The sequence below is a fragment of the Dokdonella sp. genome (assembly GCF_017744955.1).
Classification (GTDB): Bacteria; Pseudomonadota; Gammaproteobacteria; order Xanthomonadales; family Rhodanobacteraceae; genus Dokdonella_A.
Map to the genome: position 1 here is coordinate 13,626 of NZ_JAGIAG010000015.1, position 15,934 is coordinate 29,559.

General features: G+C 68.6%; 14 protein-coding genes. 10 read left to right on the forward strand and 4 right to left on the reverse strand.

Annotation, left to right across the window (positions count from 1 at the left end):
• Positions 1-65 precede the first annotated feature (65 nt).
• Positions 66-995: a LysR family transcriptional regulator gene (locus J7520_RS18280; RefSeq protein WP_291191597.1), complete on the reverse strand. Its 930-nt coding sequence runs from the start codon at positions 993-995 to the stop codon at positions 66-68.
• 185 nt (positions 996-1,180) lie between these two features.
• On the opposite strand from J7520_RS18280, the gene J7520_RS18285 reads away from it, so the two are divergent.
• Positions 1,181-2,026 carry a DMT family transporter gene (locus J7520_RS18285; RefSeq protein ID WP_291191599.1) on the forward strand — a complete coding sequence of 282 codons (846 nt, stop codon included), beginning with the start codon at positions 1,181-1,183 and terminating at the stop codon, positions 2,024-2,026.
• 49 nt (positions 2,027-2,075) lie between these two features.
• A complete protein-coding gene (locus tag J7520_RS18290; RefSeq protein WP_291191602.1) occupies positions 2,076-4,004 on the forward strand; it encodes an ATP-binding cassette domain-containing protein in 1,929 nt (642 codons plus the stop codon).
• 10 nt (positions 4,005-4,014) lie between these two features.
• Here J7520_RS18290 and J7520_RS18295 read toward each other — a convergent pair whose 3' ends face one another.
• Genes J7520_RS18295 through J7520_RS18305 form a run of 3 tightly spaced genes read right to left on the reverse strand, consistent with a single transcriptional unit; the run spans position 4,015 to position 6,270 of the window.
• Positions 4,015-5,139: a PDZ domain-containing protein gene (locus tag J7520_RS18295; protein ID WP_291191605.1), complete on the reverse strand. Its 1,125-nt coding sequence runs from the start codon at positions 5,137-5,139 to the stop codon at positions 4,015-4,017.
• A gap of 31 nt (positions 5,140-5,170) precedes the next feature.
• Positions 5,171-5,698 carry a hypothetical protein gene (locus tag J7520_RS18300; RefSeq protein WP_291191608.1) on the reverse strand — a complete coding sequence of 176 codons (528 nt, stop codon included), beginning with the start codon at positions 5,696-5,698 and terminating at the stop codon, positions 5,171-5,173.
• On the reverse strand, positions 5,677-6,270 hold the full coding sequence (locus J7520_RS18305; protein ID WP_291191611.1) for a sigma-70 family RNA polymerase sigma factor: 594 nt from the start codon (positions 6,268-6,270) through the stop codon (positions 5,677-5,679). Before J7520_RS18305 ends, J7520_RS18300 begins: the two co-directional genes overlap by 22 nt.
• 220 nt (positions 6,271-6,490) lie before the next feature.
• Here J7520_RS18305 and J7520_RS18310 point away from each other — a divergent pair, with 220 nt between their 5' ends.
• The 8 genes from J7520_RS18310 to J7520_RS18345 all read left to right on the forward strand — a co-directional run bounded on the left by J7520_RS18310 (position 6,491) and on the right by J7520_RS18345 (position 15,914).
• A complete protein-coding gene (locus tag J7520_RS18310; RefSeq protein ID WP_291191614.1) occupies positions 6,491-7,759 on the forward strand; it encodes an HlyD family efflux transporter periplasmic adaptor subunit in 1,269 nt (422 codons plus the stop codon).
• 100 nt (positions 7,760-7,859) lie between these two features.
• The gene (locus J7520_RS18315) at positions 7,860-8,609 is read left to right on the forward strand and encodes an ABC transporter ATP-binding protein (RefSeq protein ID WP_291191616.1); all 750 of its coding nucleotides are present in this window, start codon (positions 7,860-7,862) and stop codon (positions 8,607-8,609) included.
• A gap of 59 nt (positions 8,610-8,668) precedes the next feature.
• On the forward strand, positions 8,669-9,973 hold the full coding sequence (locus J7520_RS18320) for an ABC transporter permease (protein WP_291191619.1): 1,305 nt from the start codon (positions 8,669-8,671) through the stop codon (positions 9,971-9,973).
• A gap of 94 nt (positions 9,974-10,067) precedes the next feature.
• Positions 10,068-11,279, forward strand: a complete 1,212-nt coding sequence (locus J7520_RS18325; RefSeq protein ID WP_291191621.1) for an FtsX-like permease family protein — start codon at positions 10,068-10,070, stop codon at positions 11,277-11,279.
• Positions 11,280-11,500: 221 nt separating this feature from the next.
• Complete coding sequence (locus tag J7520_RS18330; RefSeq protein WP_291191623.1) at positions 11,501-12,847, forward strand: sigma-54 dependent transcriptional regulator; 1,347 nt, start codon at positions 11,501-11,503, stop codon at positions 12,845-12,847.
• A 283-nt stretch (positions 12,848-13,130) separates the two neighbouring features.
• Positions 13,131-13,502 (forward strand): DUF4189 domain-containing protein, encoded by a 372-nt coding sequence (locus tag J7520_RS18335; RefSeq protein WP_291191625.1) that lies wholly within the window; start codon positions 13,131-13,133, stop codon positions 13,500-13,502.
• Positions 13,503-13,562: 60 nt separating this feature from the next.
• Entirely contained in the window at positions 13,563-14,873 is a 1,311-nt protein-coding gene (locus tag J7520_RS18340; RefSeq protein ID WP_291191627.1) for an ATP-binding protein, read from the forward strand.
• A 72-nt stretch (positions 14,874-14,945) separates the two neighbouring features.
• A complete protein-coding gene (locus J7520_RS18345; RefSeq protein ID WP_291191629.1) occupies positions 14,946-15,914 on the forward strand; it encodes an SPFH domain-containing protein in 969 nt (322 codons plus the stop codon).
• Positions 15,915-15,934 lie beyond the last annotated feature (20 nt).

A 15,934-nucleotide genomic window follows, 5' to 3' on the forward strand; every position in this document is an offset into this window, starting at 1 on the left:
TGGATTCTTTATCCGTACTGATCCGCGTCAATCCGCGTCAGAAGCCTTTCGCTTAGGCAGCTTGGCTAGCGCGTACGACTGCGTCTCTCGCGATTGACCGCAGCGGCAGGCTGCAGGATTTCCTCGACGAAATCGACGAACGCGCGCACCTTGGCCGGGATGAAGCGGTTGCCCGGATAGATCGCGAAGATGCCCTGCTCGGCGGCCGCCCATGCCGGCAGCACGCGCACGAGCCGCTGCGCATCGAGGTCGGCGCCGACGATGAACTGCGGCAGCAGGGCGATGCCGACGCCGGCGCGGCAGGCGTCGAGCAGGGCCAGCGCGTTGTTCGAGCGCAGGCGCGGCCTTACGCGCACCGTCGCGTTCGCGCCTCGCCGTTGCAGTGCCCAGCGCGCGGTCATCGTGCCGACTTCGAGCACCAAGGCGGCGTGCGTGGCGAGGTCGGCCGGGCGGCGCGGCGTGCCCTGCGCGTCGAGGTAGGCGGGCGAGGCGACCAGCAGGCGCCGGCTGTCGCCGAGGCGGCGCGCGACCAGGCGCGAGTCGGAGAGGGCGCCGATGCGGATGGCGAGGTCGAAGCCTTCCTCGACCAGGTCGACGTTGCGGTTGGACAGGTGCAGATCGAGGTCGAGCTGCGGATGCCGCTCGAGAAAGCGTGCCAGCACCGGCGTCATGTGCGTCAGGCCGAGGCCGCTGCCGGCGCTGACGCGCAGCGTGCCGCGCAAGGCGCCGCCGAGCGCGCTGGCGGCCGACTCGGCTTCCTGCAGTTCGGCCAGTACCGCCTCGCAGCGGAGGAAGTGCGCGCGTCCGGCTTCGGTCAGGCCGACGCGTCGCGTCGTCCGTTGCAGCAGGCGCACGCCGAGCCGGCCTTCCAGCGCGTTGATCGCGCGGCTGACCGCGGACACGTGCACGCCGAGCTGTTCGGCCGCGCGCACGAAGCTGAGCCGGCGGCCGACTTCGACGAAGGCGGCGATTTCGTTCAGCCGTGTCTCGATCATTGTTGCGTTTCCGGCAAAGATGACTTGACCATGGTCGAGTTTATCGCGATCCCCGCCGCGCCTAGGCTTGCGTCATGCGGATTGATGGCCCGATCGGGCGGAGTCGATACATGGACGGTTCGAGCAGGAAAGCGTCGCTCGTCGCAACTGCGGCGCCAGCGGAAAGCAGGCTGCACGCGCACGCGATGAAGGCGGCGTTCCTGCTGCTGTGGTGTTCGGGCTATCCGGCCGGCAAGCTTGCGGTGCTGCACGGCGGGCCGTTCACGCTGCTGTTCCTGCGCTTTCTCGCGGCGGCGGCGATCTTCGCCGCGCTGGCCGCGTTCGCACGCGCCGCGTGGCCGGGCTGGCGCGCGCTCGCGCACAGCGCGGTGGTCGGCCTGCTCTCGCTGGCGCTGTCGTTCGGCGGCGTCTACGAGGGCTTGCGCCTCGGCGTGTCGACCGGCGTCTCGGCGCTGTTCATCGGTGCCGTGCCGCTGGCGACGGCGCTGTTCGCGAGCTTCGCCGGCGAGCGCCTGGGTCGCTGGCAATGGGGTGGGCTGGGCCTCGGCTTCGTCGGCGTACTGCTCGTGCTCGAAGGACGCATCGAGGCGCACGGTGCCAGTACGGCTGGTTACTTCGCCTGCCTGCTCGGACTGATCGGCCTCAGCCTCGGCACGCTGTACCAGAAGCGCCACTCCGCGACGATCGATCTGCGCATCGGACTCGCCGCGCAGCACGTCGTCGCCGCGCTGGCGATGCTGCCGCTGGCGCTGTGGGTCGAGCACTTCCAGTCCGATTGGAGCCCGACCTATGTCGGCGCACTGGCCTGGATCGTGCTGGTCAACGCGGTCGGCGGCTTCGCGCTGCTGTTCGCGCTGATCCGCCGCGGCGCCGCGACCGACGTCGCCGCGCTGTTCTACCTGGTGCCGCCGATCACCGCGGTGATGGGCTACTTCGTGCTCGGCGAGCGCCTGGCGCTGTCGATGCTGCCGGGTTTCGCGCTGGTCGCGTTCGGCATCTGGCTGGGCACGCGGCGCGAAGCGGTGTCCTGAAACGCCGGCGCGCGGCAGAATACGCGGCCCCGTTGCCGCCGATCGCCGCATGTCCCTGGTCAATCTGGTCAATGTCGACTATTCGGTCGGCGGTCCCCTGCTGCTCGAGAAGGTCGATCTGGCGATCGAGCCGCGCGAGCGCGTCTGCATCGTCGGGCGCAACGGCGCCGGCAAGTCGACGCTGCTGAAACTGATCGCCGGCGACCTGCGCCCGGACGACGGCGAGGTGCGCGTGCAGGGCGGCGCGCGCATCGCGCGGTTGACGCAGGAGGTCCCGCACGAACTGGAAGGCACCGTGTTCGACGTGGTCGCCGCGGCGCTCGGCGAACTCGGCGCGCTGCTGGCCGAGTTCCATCGGCTGACGCACCACCTCGACGAGTCCGGCGGCGCGAACCTGGCGCAGATCGCGGCGGTGCAGGCGCGCATCGACGCCGGCCAGGGCTGGAATCTCGACCAGCGCGTGACGCGCGTGCTGGAGCGGCTGGAACTGGCCGAGGACGCCGATTTCCCGGCCCTGTCCGGCGGCATGAAGCGCCGCGTGCTGCTCGCGCGCGCGCTGGTGATCGAGCCGGACCTGCTGCTGCTCGACGAGCCGACCAACCATCTCGACATCGAGGCGATCGCCTGGCTCGAGCAGCTTTTGCTCGACTTCGCCGGCAGCGTCGTGTTCGTCACGCACGACCGGCGTTTCCTGCGCGCGTTGGCCACGCGCATCGTCGAGATCGACCGTGGCCAGGTCACCAGCTGGCCCGGCGACTACGAGAACTACCTGCGCCGGCGCGAGGAGCGCCTGCACGCCGAGGCACAGGCGAACGCGCTGTTCGACAAGAAACTGGCGCAGGAGGAAGTCTGGATCCGCCAGGGCATCAAGGCGCGGCGCACGCGCAACGAGGGTCGCGTGCGCGCGCTCGAGGCGATGCGGCGCGATCGTGCGCAGCGGCGCGAACTCGGCGGCCGCGCCAAGCTCGCGGCCGAAGTCGCGGTGCCGTCCGGACGGCGCGTGGTGGACGTCGACGACGTCCGCTTCGGCTACGGCGAGCGCCGCATCGTCGACGGCCTGACCACCACGATCCAGCGCGGCGACCGCATCGGCCTGATCGGCGCGAACGGCTCGGGCAAGACGACCTTGCTGAAGCTCCTGCTCGGCGAGCTGGCGCCGCAGTCGGGCGAGGTGCGGCTCGGCACGAATCTGGAAATCGCCTACTTCGACCAGCATCGCTCGCACCTGCGCGAGGACGCGAGCGCGCTCGACAACGTCGCCGAAGGACGCGAGTACATCGAGGTCGGCGGCGCGCGCAAGCACGCGCTCGGCTATCTGCAGGATTTCCTGTTCTCGCCGGAACGCGCACGCGCGCCGATCACGATGCTGTCCGGCGGCGAGCGCAATCGCCTGCTGCTGGCGAAGCTCTTCGCCAAGCCGTCGAATCTGCTGGTGATGGACGAACCGACCAACGATCTCGACGTCGAAACGCTGGAGCTGCTCGAGGAACTGCTGGCGAACTACCAGGGAACCCTGCTGCTGGTCTCGCACGACCGCGAGTTCCTCGACAACGTGGTGACCGGCACGCTGGCGCTGGAGGGTGGCGGCCGCGTCGGCGAGTACGTCGGCGGCTACACGGACTGGCTGCGGCAGCGGCCCTCGCGAGCCGAATTCACCCGTTCTTCCGGCGAAGGCCGGAGCCCCCCCACCGTGCGGGAGGAGTCCGCAGCGAAGGTGCCCGAGGCCGCTCCGCGCCGGGACGACGAGCCGAAGTCCAGGCGCAAGCTCAGCTACAAGGAAACGCGCGAGCTGGAAGAGCTGCCGCAGCGCATTGAAGGCTTGGAGACGCGCATCGCCGAACTCGGGGCGGCGATGCAGGAGCCGGCGTTCTACGCGCAGGACAGCGCCGCGATCGTCGCCGCCAACGACCAGCTTTCGGCGCTGCAGGCGGAACTCGATGCCGCGTACGCGCGCTGGCAGGCGCTCGAGGCGGGCTGAGCGGCGCCGGTCAGGTCCCCGGCGAAGGTGCCGGTGCGGTCGGCGCCGTCGGCGCGGCCGGAGGTGCCGGAGCAGGTGCAGGCGCCGGCAGCGCGGAGAAGATCGACTTGTATTCCGGCGCCTTGACGTTCAGCGTGATCGTCTTGCGCTCGCGCAGCACCTTGAACGGAATGTCCTTGCCGGCGGGCTGGTCGCGCAGCGCGCGCAGCGCGTCGCCCGGATCGTCGACGCGCTCGCCGGCGACTTCGGTGATGACGTCGCCGCCGCGCAGGTCCGAGCGCGTGGCGGTGTCGACCGAGACGACCAGCGCGCCGTGATCGCTGCCGAAGTAGCGGCCGAGATCCGGATTGATCGGCACCAGGTTCAGTCCCCACCACGGCATGATGCGGCGCATCGCGGTCTGCGCGCTGGCGGTCGCGCGCGCGACGTCCTCGCGCATGCGCTCGTAGTCGATCGAGGCGGCCGCCTTGCGCGCCATCTCGATCTGGGTGCGGAAGCCTTTCTCCAGGTCGCCCATCTTCGTCGCGCCGTCGAAGTCGAAGTCGCCGGCGATCAGCTGCGGCCAGTTGTAGGCCTCGCGGCGCGCGGCCTTCAGCGTCAGCTCGGGCTGCTTCTTACCGGCGCGCTCGTAGGCGATGCGCACTTCCTGCCCGTCCTTGAGGTTGCCGAGCAGTTCGCGCGCCTTGCCCAGGCTCTTGTGCGCATCCTGCGTCTCGGCCAGCCGGTCGCCGTCGATCGCGACGATGATGTCGCCGTCGCGCAATCCGCCGCGCGCGGCGGGACTGTCCGGCGTCACCGCGCTGATGCGCGCGCCTTTGGGTTCCGCGTTCAGCACGACGCCGACCACGGCGCGATCCGGGTCGCCAAGATAGCGATAGGCGTAGGCGCGCGGGCCGACGTCGCCGAGTTCGGTCGAGAGCCTGGCCATCTTGGCCGAGAGTTCCTTCATCTGCGCGCGCAGTTCGGCGAGTTCGGCGCGCGCGGACTCGGCGTGCGCCTCGCGGTCCTCGCGCACGGCGGCGGCGTCGGCGGCGCGCGCCTGGGCGGACGCTTCAGCCTGGGTCGGAGTCGGTTCGGCTGCCGTCGCATGGCCGAAGCCGAGCAGCAGGGCGGTGAGCAGGAGGGTGCGGTTCATCGGTGTTTCCTGGCGTGAATGGGGCGGATCGCTAGTTCGCCGCGATCGCGTAGCGGTTGGCGCGGATGGTCGCGAGGTCTTCGAGCAGGGTGACGCGCTGGCGCCACAGCGGCAGCGCGTCGGCGTCGCCGCGCGTCGCGCCGAGCTGAACGTCGACCAGGCCGATCATGTCCTCGACCTCGACCGCGGCCATCAGGTCGCGACTGTCCAGCGGCGCGACCGTGGCGGACGCGATCCAGCGTTCGAGCGCCTGCGAGCGCTGGTGCAGCGCGGCCAGTTCGGCGTCCGCCGTCGGCGGGGTGTCGGCCTTCGTCGTCGCGGCGGTTTGCGTCGGCACGGCGGGCGGGAGCGTCGTCGTCGACAGCGGCGCCAGCGCCAGCATCGCGATGCCGGCGGCGAGCGCGGCGGGCAGGGCGTAGCGGCGCCACGGCCGACGTCGACGGGCGGCGAGCGCCTGCGCGAGGTCGGGCCACAGGTCCGGCTGCGGCGCGGCTTGCGGCAGTGCGCGCAATGCGTCGGCGAGCGACGGAGCGGAAGTCATGCGGTCGCGGTCAGACATGGCGCGGCCTCCTCGTGCAGTTCCGACAGGGCGGGATCGAGCAGGTCGCGCAGGCGTGAACTGCCGCGCATCACCTGCGATTTGGAGAAGCTCACCGACTTGCCGGTCATCTCGGCGATCTCCTGGTGCGTGTATTCCTCGACGTGGTACAGCCACAGCACGCTGCGCGTCAGCGGCGGCAGGCGCGCCAGCGCCGATTCGAGATGCGCGACGTCGGCGAGCATCCAGGGCGCCGGCTCGGCGCTCGGCGTGCCGTCGTCCTCCGGCAGTTCCTCGAAGGCGATGCCGCGCTCGCGGCGCAGTTTCATCAGCGCCTCGTTGACGACGATCTGGCGCAGCCAGCCCCAGAACGGCGCATCGCCGCGGAACTGACCGATGCGTTCGAGCAGATGCAGCATCGCGTCGTGCACGACTTCGCGCGCGTTCTCCACGTTGCCGAGCAGGCGCAGCGCCAGCGAGTAGGCCGGCCGCTCGAACGCGCGATAGATCTGCTCCAGCGCGCGCAGGTCGCCGCGGCGCGCTCGCGCCAGCGTGGTTTCGGGGACGTCGATCTGGAAGCTGCTGGCGCTCACGAGACGGTCAGATGCGGCGGCGCGCGATTTGGTCGCAGGCATTCTCGCGCGGCCGGCGAGCGGATGCCGCCGGTGTGCTTGTCCGGCGCTTGTCCGGGGTGCGTACGGACACTGTCCGGCGCCGCCGTCCAGAAGCTGTTTCCTTTATGGAACAGCGGTTTGCATGTTGGCACGGCGATTGCTGAAACCGGTTGGCCAACCACAGGGAAACCGACCGCTCATGATTCGCGACACCTCCGCCCAGGACCGCAAGATCGCGCTGCCGAAGAGCCGCAAGAAGTACTTCGTCTGGGGCGGGGTGGCGGCCGCCGTGCTCGTCGCGGGCGTGCTCCTGCTGCCGGCGGCGGCGCGGCTGATGTCGGCCGATTCCTCGGCCAGTTCCGCGCGCCTGCGCATCGCCGAGGTCAAGCGCGGCAACCTGGTGCGCGACGTGTCGGTGCAGGGCAAGGTCGTCGCTGCGTTCAGCCCGACCTTGTACGCGCGCAGCGGCGGCACCGTCACGCTCGACATCCAGGCCGGCGACAAGGTCAAGAAGGGCGACGTGCTGGCGGTGGTCGATTCGCCGGAGCTGACCAACAAGCTGAAGCAGGAGCAGGCGACGCTGGACAGTCTCGGCCTGGAAGTGGAGCGCGCGACGATCGCCAACCGCAAGCTCGAGGCGGCGACGAAGATGGCCTACGAGCAGGCGATGATCGACCGCCAGACTTCCGAGCGCGAGCTGGAGCGCAACACCAAGGCGTTCGAGCGCGGCGCGCAGCCGGAGATGGAAGTGCTGCGCGCGAAGGACGCGCTGGCCAAGGCGCGCCTGAGCGAATCGAACGCGCAGCAGAACATGCAGCTCGACCGCGACACGCTAGCCTTCGAGTTGAAGACCAAGCGCTTCGCGCTGGACCGGCAGAAGCTGCTGGTCGAGGATCTCGCGCGCCAGGTCGACGAGCTGAAGATGCGCTCGCCGGTCGACGGCCAGGTCGGCCAGCTGCTGGTGCAGCAGCGCGCCAACGTCGCCGCCAACGCGGGCGTGCTGACGGTGATCGACCTCAGCGCGTACGAGATCGAGGTGCAGGTGCCGGAAGTGTTCGCGCACGACCTCGGCCCCGGCATGGCGGCCGAGATCCAGGACGCCAACGGCAAGTACTCCGGCGAAGTCAGCGCGATCTCGCCGGAGGTCGTCGACGGCCAGGTCACCGGTCGCATCCGCTTCGGCGAGAAGCGCCCCGACGGTCTGCGCCAGAACCAGCGCCTGACCACGCGCATCCTGATGGACGAACACCCGAACGTGCTGATGGTCGAGCGCGGTCCCTTCGTCGACACCGGTGCCGGCCGCGTCGCCTACATCGTGCGCGGCGGCATGGCCGAGCGCACGCCGATCCAGGTCGGCGCGACCAGCCTGAACGCGGTCGAGATCGTCTCCGGCGTGAAGGAAGGCGACCGCATCGTGATCTCGGGTACCGACCAGTTCAACGGGGCGCAGCGCGTGGCGCTGAATTGACGGAAGCGGCGATCGGGGACTGGTGATTCGTGGAATCACCCGAATCGCAATCCCCGCTGTTTCCAATCACGAATCACCAATCAAAACCGAGGCGAAGCCGATGTTGAAGATGACCCACCTGCAGAAGGTCTACCGCACGCACCTGATCGAGACCTATGCGCTGCGCGACTTCTCGATCAACGTGCGCGAGGGCGAGTTCGTCGCCGTGACCGGGCCTTCCGGCTCGGGCAAGACGACCTTCCTCAACATCTGCGGGCTGCTGGAGGAGTTCACCGGCGGCGAGTACTGGCTCGACGGCGTCGACGTGCGCGGTCTGGACGACAATGCGCGTTCGCGCCTGCGCAACGAGAAGATCGGCTTCATCTTCCAGAGCTTCAACCTGATTCCGGACCTGAACCTGTTCGACAACGTCGACGTGCCGCTGCGCTACCGCGGGTTCGGCGCCTCCGACCGCAAGCACCGCATCGAGGAATCGCTGAGCCGGGTCGGCCTCGCCTCGCGCATGAAGCACTATCCGTCGGAACTCTCCGGCGGTCAGCAGCAGCGCGTGGCGATCGCACGCGCGCTGGCCGGTTCGCCGCGCCTGCTGCTCGCCGACGAGCCGACCGGCAACCTCGACTCGCTGATGGCGCGCGGCGTGATGGAGCTGCTGGAGGAAATCAACCGCCAGGGCACGACCATCGTGATGGTCACGCACGATCCGGAACTCGCCGCGCGCGCGCACCGCAACGTGCACGTGATCGACGGCCAGGTCACCGACTTCGACAGCGAGCCCGCGCTGCGCACGTCCTCGCGGGAATCGGGAATGGGCAATCGGGAATCGGCGCACACCGAGCCCGTCTCGCCTTGAGCCCCGCGCTTCGCACGGCTTCTTCCCCGACGACTCCTCATTCCCGGTTGCCTATCCCCATGTTCACCTACTATCTGCAACTCGGCCTGCGCAGCCTCAAGCGCAACCCGATCCTGACCGCGCTGATGGTGGTCGGCATCGCGCTCGGCATCGCCGCGAGCATGACCACGCTGACGGTCATGCACCTGATGGGCAGCGATCCGATTCCGTGGAAGAGCGACAAGCTGCACTACGTGCAGCTCGACAGCTGGAGCCCGGACGAACCGGCCAACGACGACGGCAGCCCGCCGGACCAGGTGACCTACCGCGACGCGACGGCGTTGATGGAGGCGGCCAAGGCCGACAAGCAGGCGGCCATGTTCAAGCTGGTGCTGCCGGTGCAGCCGGAGAATCCCGAGGTCAAGCCGTTCCAGTCGCTGGTGCGCGTGACCTATACCGACTTCTTCGGCATGTTCGAGCCGCCGTTCCAGTACGGCGGTCCCTGGGATCGCAAGCAGGACACCGAGCACGCGCGCGTGCTCGTGCTCAGCAAGGACGTCAACGAGAAACTCTTCGGCGGTCAGGACAGCGTCGGCAAGACGGTGCGCATGAACGGCATCGACTACAGCGTGGTCGGCGTGCTCGACGAATGGAAGTTGCGCTCCAAGTACTACGACCTCACCAACGGCGCGTTCAGCGACCCGGAGGAGATGTACATGCCGTTCACGACCGCCGTCGATCTCAAGCAGCGCGGCTCCGGCAACAACAACTGCTGGCGCTCGCCCGGCAACGGCTGGGAGTCGTATCTGGAGTCGGAATGCGTCTGGATGCAGATGTGGGTGCAACTGGACTCGCCCGCGCGGCTGGCCGAGTACCACTCCTTCCTGGACAACTACGTCAACGAGCAAAAGAAGCTCGGGCGTTTCCAGCGTCCGTTGAACAACCGCCTGCTCGACGTCAATCAGTGGATGGCCGACCAGCGCGTGGTGTCCAGCGACGTGCAGGTGCAGACCGGCCTCGGCTTCGCCTTCCTCGCGGTGTGCCTGGTGAACACGATCGGCCTGCTGCTGGCGAAGTTCACGCGCAAGGCCGGCGAAGTGGGTCTGCGCCGCGCGCTCGGCGCGAGCCGGCGCGAGGTGTTCAAGCAGTTCCTGATCGAGTCCGGCGTGATCGGCCTCAGCGGCGGCCTGCTCGGCCTGCTGCTGACGGGGCTCGGCCTGCTCGCGATCCGCGCGCTGTACACCGAATACAGGACCGTCGCCTCGCTCGACTGGACGATGGTGCTGACGACCATCGTGCTGGCGGTCGCCTCGGCCCTGCTGGCCGGCTTGTATCCGACCTGGCGCGCTTGCCGCGTGCAGCCGGCGGCGCAGTTGAAGGTGTGAGCGGTGAATGGTGAGCGGTGGACGGAGAAAACCGCTCCCTCCGCTCGCCGCTGACCGCCGACCGCTCACTCACAGACAAAGATTCGAGGTTCCCATGGAAATCCGCCCCATCTTTTCCGCCCTGATGCGCAGCAAGGTCTCGATGATCCTGATCGGGCTGCAGGTTGCGCTGACCTTGGCGATCGTCTGCAATGCGCTGTTCATCATCAGCGAGCGCCTCGACCGCATGGATCGGCCGAGCGGCATGAACGAAGCCGACACGTTCTGGTTCGGCAGCACCGGCTTCGGCCAGGGCTTCGACGTGAACGGCGTGCAGCAGTCCGACCTTCAGCTGCTGCGGCGGCTTCCAGGCGTCGCCGCGGCGACCAGCGTGCTGTCGGTGCCGATGAGCGGCGGCGGCTGGAGCACGGGCATCAGCCTGCAGCCGAACCAGCGGACGTCGACCGCGAGCACGGCGATGTACGCGACCGACGCGCAGGGTCTGGACACCTACGGCGTCAAGCTGGTCGCCGGCCGCAACTTCAAGCAGGAGGAAGTGGTCGCCCGTTCGATCAACGACCGCGGCGTGCCGAGCGTCATCATCGTCACGCGTGCGCTGGCCGATGCGCTGTTTCCCGGCGGCGACGCGATCGGCAAGCAGGTCTACCTGGAGAACGACGGCCCGACCTCGACCATCATCGGCATCGTCGAGCGCGCGCAGACGCCGTGGATGGGAAGCGACTTCATCGAAAACGCGACCTTTTCGCCGTCCTACATGCCGTACGGCACCAGCACGCGCTTCCTGGTGCGCGCCGAGCCCGGCCGTCGCGACGAGGTCATGAAGACCATCGAGCAGAAGATGCAGGAGGCCAACCCGAGCCGCATCATCGGCAGGCTGCGCTCGATCGAGCAGGTGCGCAGGGAGGCCTATTCGGGCGACCGCGCGATGGCGATCATCCTCGGCGTGGTCATCGCCGCCTTGCTCGCGATCACCGCGCTCGGCATCGTCGGCATGGCCAGCTTCTGGGTCGCGCAGCGCACCAAGCAGATCGGCACGCGGCGCGCGCTCGGCGCGACCAAGTTCGACATCCTGCGCTACTTCCAGACCGAGAACTTCATCATCACCACGCTCGGCCTCGTCGCCGGCGGCGTGCTCGCCTACGCGCTCAGCCTGTGGCTGATGCACGCGTACCAGTCGCCGCGCCTGCCGTGGTACTACGTGCCGGTCGGCTTCCTCTGCCTGTGGATGCTCGGTCAGCTCGCCGTGCTCGGACCGGCTCTGCGCGCGTCGCGCGTGCCGCCGGCGGTGGCGACGAGAAGCGTATGAAGACCGGAATCGGGAATGGAATGGACGACCAGCCGTTCGACTCTCGATGAAGCGCCTCCGCTTCCGCGAGAATAACGGCCATGTAAGCTTCTTCGATTCCCGATTCCCGATTCCCGATTCCCGATTCCCGATTCCCGATTCCCCGATAGACTCATGCAACCCTTTCCCGCTCCGCCGCATCCAAGCGGCGGATGCGCGCTCACAAAGACAAAAGTGAAAACATGCGCACGGTCCTGGTGATCGACGACAACCCCGCGGTCGGCACCGCACTGGACCTGCTGCTCGGCCTGCGCGAGATCCGCACGGTGATCGCGTCCTCGCCCGAAGAAGGCCTCGCCGCGCTCGCGCGCGAGGACATCGATCTGGTCGTGCAGGACATGAATTTCAGCGCCGATACGACCTCCGGCGAGGAGGGCGTAGCGCTGTTCCGCGCGATCCGCGCGAGTCATGCGGACCTGCCGATCGTGTTGCTGACCGCGTGGACGCGGCTGGAAACCGCAGTCGAGCTGGTCAAGGCCGGCGCGGCCGACTATCTGGCCAAGCCGTGGGACGACCACAAGCTGCTCGCCACGGTGGAAAACCTGCTCGAATTGTCCGAGGCGACGCGCGAGGTCGCGCGCATGCGCGACGAGCGCCGCCGCCGCCGCAAGGCGCTGGACGACAAGTACGATCTGCGCGGCCTGGTGTTCGCCTCGTCGGCGACCCTGCGCGTGGTCGAACTCGCCTGTCAGGTCGCGCGCGCCGACATTCCGGTACTGATCACCGGTCCCAACGGCGCCGGCAAGGAACGCATCGCCGAGATCGTGCAGGCGAACTCGGCGGTGAAGGCGGGGCCGTTCGTCACGGTCAATTGCGGCGCGCTGCCGTCGGAGTTGATCGAGGCGGAACTCTTCGGCGCCGAGGCCGGCGCCTATACCGGCGCGACCAATCGCGCGCGCGAAGGCCGCTTCGAAGTCGCCGACGGCGGTACGTTGTTTCTCGACGAGATCGGCAACCTGCCGCTGGCCGGCCAGGCGAAGCTGCTGCGCGTGCTCGAAAGCGGCCAGTTCGAGCGGTTGGGATCCAGCCGCACGCGCCAGGTCAAGGTGCGCGTGATCAGCGCGACCAACGCGGACCTGCCGGCGATGATCCAGATGGGCAAGTTCCGCGAGGACTTGTACTACCGTCTCAACGTCATCGAATTGCGCCTGCCGCCATTGGCCGAGCGCGTCGAGGACGTGGTGCCGCTGGCCGAGCATTTCCTGGCCGGCCAGGCCCAGTTCGACGAGGGGGCGCGCACCGCGCTCGCCGCGCACACCTGGCCGGGCAACGTGCGCGAGCTGAAGAACGCGATTCAGCGCGCGGCTCTGCTGTGCCAGGACGGCGTCATCACCGCACGCGACCTCGGTCTCGCCGTGGTGCGCGCGGGCAACGGACGGCTGGCGCCGGAGGCCGAACCCGACCGCGAGGCGATCGAGTCCGCGCTGAAGAACGCGCGTGGCGTGATCAGCCAGGCGGCGGCCGAACTCGGCCTGTCGCGGCAGGCGCTGTATCGGCGCATGGAGAAGCTCGGCGTCACGCAGGGCTAGGGCGCCGAGTGCCGGAAAGAGGAGGCTGGACGCGGATCGACGTGGAGGAACGCGGATAGAGCCGAAGCTCTTTGGGTGCTCATCCGCGTCGATGCGCTTTGATCCGCGTCAGACGCCTTTTCTTCTTCTTCCGACCTCGGGAAAACCCCGATGGGGATGGGCGCGTCGATGCGCTATTGAGGAAGGCGAGCCGTCATGGTGGCGGCCGCTTCAGTCGAAGCGATCCAGTCGAAAGCGATTCAGTCAGCCTTGCTCATGCTGACGACCCGAACCGGAGGCGATCATGTCCAAGCGCGCACTCGCAAGTTGGTTGATGGCAGCGGCCACGGCGACGGCGGCGTCCACGGCCTGGGGTGTCGGAGCGCTGGCGGTGGGATCTTGCGGAGCCTACGGAACGTCCTACGGTCACGACTACGTCGACGGCGCGCGTCGCTCGGCGCTGCGCCGCTGTGGCGACTACGACTGCGACGTCGTGCTGACGATCCGCAACGAGTGCGCCGCTTTCGCCAATTCGGTCGACGACTCCTGCGGTCCGCGCGGCTGGGCCTATGCGCAAAGCCGCCGCGAGGCCGAGAACCTGGCGATGGACTTCTGTTATCGCTACGGCGGCGACCGCTGTCGCGTCCGCGCCTGGGTGTGCGACGATCACGGGTGACGTATTCGCGCGACTGAATCCGCAGCACGGAGCGTCGCCGCGACCGAGTGGAAGCGACTGATGCGCTGGATTTCGCTGGAAGGCAAGCTCGCCGCGGCGCTCGCGGTCGCGGTCGTCGCGGCGGCGGCGCTGTCGGCGTGGGCGACGAAGTGGCTGGGCTCGCCCTGGCTCGGCATTCTCGCGACGATCTTCCTGCTCGTGCTGCCGGCGCTGGTGTTCGCGCGCCTGCTGGCGCAGCCGGTCGCGGCGCTGATCCGCGCACTGTCCGGCAGCGTGGTCGCCTTCCGCGACGGCGATTTCAGCTTCTCGATCGGCGCCCAGCGCCAGGACGAAGTCGGCGATCTGGTGAACGCGCACAACGAACTCGGTCGCGTGCTGCGCGAGGAGCGGCAGCATCTGTTCCAGCGCGAGCTGCTGCTCGACACCGTCGTGCAGAACACGCCGACCGCGCTGGTGCTGGTGGAGGACGGCGGCCACGTCGTCTACGCGAACCTGGCCGCGCGCCAGCTGTTGAACGGCGGCCGCCCGCTGAACGGCGAGCGGTTCAGCGAGATCGTCGCCAGCGCGCCGGCGACATTGGCGGAAGCGATCGCGAGCGGCGGCGACGGCCTGTTCAGCGTGCCGTTCGAGCACGAGGAAGAAACCTTCCATCTCTCCCAGCGCGTGTTCAAGCTGCAGGGCAGGCCGCATCGGCTGTACCAGTTGAAGCGGCTGACGCGCGAGCTGGCGCGGCAGGAGGTGGCGACCTGGAAGAAAGTCATCCGCGTGATCAGCCACGAGTTGAACAACTCGCTGGCGCCGATCCGTTCGCTGTCGCATTCCGGGCGCGAGCTGGTGCAGCGCAACGACGCCGCGCGCCTGCGCATCGTGTTCGACACGATCGAGGAACGTACGCGGCACCTGGAAAACTTCATCCAGGGCTACGCGCGTTTCGCCAAGCTGCCGACGCCGCAGCCGGAAATGGTCGAGTGGGCACCGTTCCTCGAGGCGCTGGCGCGCCACTACGCGTTCCGCATCGCCGGTGCGGTGCCGGCGACCCCGGCGCGCTTCGATCGCGGCCAGGTCGAGCAGGTGCTGATCAACCTGCTGAAGAACGCGCACGAATCCGGCGGTCCCGCCGAGGCGATCGAGGTCTCGGTTACGCAGAACGCGCGCGAGGCGCGCATCGACGTCCACGACCGCGGCAGCGGCATGAGCGAGACCGTGCTCGCCAACGCGCTGCTGCCGTTCTATTCGACCAAGCGCAGCGGTTCGGGCCTCGGCCTGGCGCTCGCGCGCGAGATCGCCGACGCGCACGGCGGCCGCGTGCAGCTCGCCAACCGCGACGGCGGCGGACTGACGGTCGTGCTGGTCCTGCCGCAGCGCGAGTGACCGCGGCACGCCAGCGCGCGTCATGGGACTTGCATATACTCGGCGTTCACGTCGAGCGGGGAGAGCAGCATCATGGGTTTCAACGGCATCCTGACGATCGCGATCTTCGCGGTCATCCTGATCGGCCTGTCCAAGCTCGTGCGCATCGTGCCGCAGGGCTACGAGTGGACGGTCGAGCGCTGGGGCAAGTACACGCACACGTTGACGCCGGGGTTCCACCTGCTGGTCCCGTTCATGCAGAACGTCGGCCGCAAGATGAACATGATGGAGCAGGTGATCGACGTGCCGTCGCAGGACGTCATCACCAAGGACAACGCGGTGGTCAAGGTCGACGGCATCGTGTTCTTCCAGGTGCTCGACGCGGCCAAGGCGGCCTACGAGGTGTCCAACCTCGAGCTCGCGATCATCAACCTGGTGATGACCAACATCCGCACCGTGCTCGGCGGACTGGACCTCGACGAATCGTTGAGCAAGCGCGACCAGATCAACGCGGCGCTGCTGAAGGTGGTCGACGAGGCGACGCATCCGTGGGGCCTCAAAGTCACGCGCATCGAGCTGAAGGACATCCAGCCGCCGCGCGACCTGGTCGATTCGATGGCTCGGCAGATGAAGGCCGAGCGCGAGAAGCGCGCGAACATCCTCGAAGCCGAGGGCCTGCGCCAGGCCGCGATCCTGAAGGCCGAGGGCGAGAAGCAGTCGGCGATCCTCGCCGCGGAAGGCCAGAAGGAAGCCGCATTCCGCGAAGCCGAGGCGCGCGAACGTCTCGCCGCGGCCGAGGCGAAGGCGACCGAGGTCGTCTCGCAGGCGATCGCCGGCGGCGACGTCAACGCGTTGAACTACTTCGTCGCCAACAAGTACGTCGAGGCGCTGAAGGCGATGGCCGATTCGCCGAACCAGAAGATGCTGCTGCTGCCGGTCGAGACGACCGGCGTGATCGGCTCGCTGGCCGGCATTGCGGAGCTGGCCAAGAACGCCCTGTCCGACCAAGAGGCGAAGCGGGCCGCGCCACCGCGCGGACCGGCGCCGCCGCAGGTGCGCTGAACGACTCATCGCGAGCGAGA

Coding starts and splice junctions, on each gene's coding strand:
- J7520_RS18340 (WP_291191627.1), top strand. CDS start 13,563: ATGCGCTGGATTTCGCTGGAAGGCAAGCTCGCCGCGGCGCTCGCGGTC.
- J7520_RS18310 (WP_291191614.1), top strand. CDS start 6,491: ATGATTCGCGACACCTCCGCCCAGGACCGCAAGATCGCGCTGCCGAAG.
- J7520_RS18295 (WP_291191605.1), bottom strand. CDS start 5,139: ATGAACCGCACCCTCCTGCTCACCGCCCTGCTGCTCGGCTTCGGCCAT.
- J7520_RS18315 (WP_291191616.1), top strand. CDS start 7,860: ATGTTGAAGATGACCCACCTGCAGAAGGTCTACCGCACGCACCTGATC.
- J7520_RS18280 (WP_291191597.1), bottom strand. CDS start 995: ATGATCGAGACACGGCTGAACGAAATCGCCGCCTTCGTCGAAGTCGGC.
- J7520_RS18320 (WP_291191619.1), top strand. CDS start 8,669: ATGTTCACCTACTATCTGCAACTCGGCCTGCGCAGCCTCAAGCGCAAC.
- J7520_RS18330 (WP_291191623.1), top strand. CDS start 11,501: ATGCGCACGGTCCTGGTGATCGACGACAACCCCGCGGTCGGCACCGCA.
- J7520_RS18335 (WP_291191625.1), top strand. CDS start 13,131: ATGTCCAAGCGCGCACTCGCAAGTTGGTTGATGGCAGCGGCCACGGCG.
- J7520_RS18300 (WP_291191608.1), bottom strand. CDS start 5,698: ATGTCTGACCGCGACCGCATGACTTCCGCTCCGTCGCTCGCCGACGCA.
- J7520_RS18285 (WP_291191599.1), top strand. CDS start 1,181: ATGAAGGCGGCGTTCCTGCTGCTGTGGTGTTCGGGCTATCCGGCCGGC.
- J7520_RS18325 (WP_291191621.1), top strand. CDS start 10,068: ATGGAAATCCGCCCCATCTTTTCCGCCCTGATGCGCAGCAAGGTCTCG.
- J7520_RS18290 (WP_291191602.1), top strand. CDS start 2,076: ATGTCCCTGGTCAATCTGGTCAATGTCGACTATTCGGTCGGCGGTCCC.
- J7520_RS18345 (WP_291191629.1), top strand. CDS start 14,946: ATGGGTTTCAACGGCATCCTGACGATCGCGATCTTCGCGGTCATCCTG.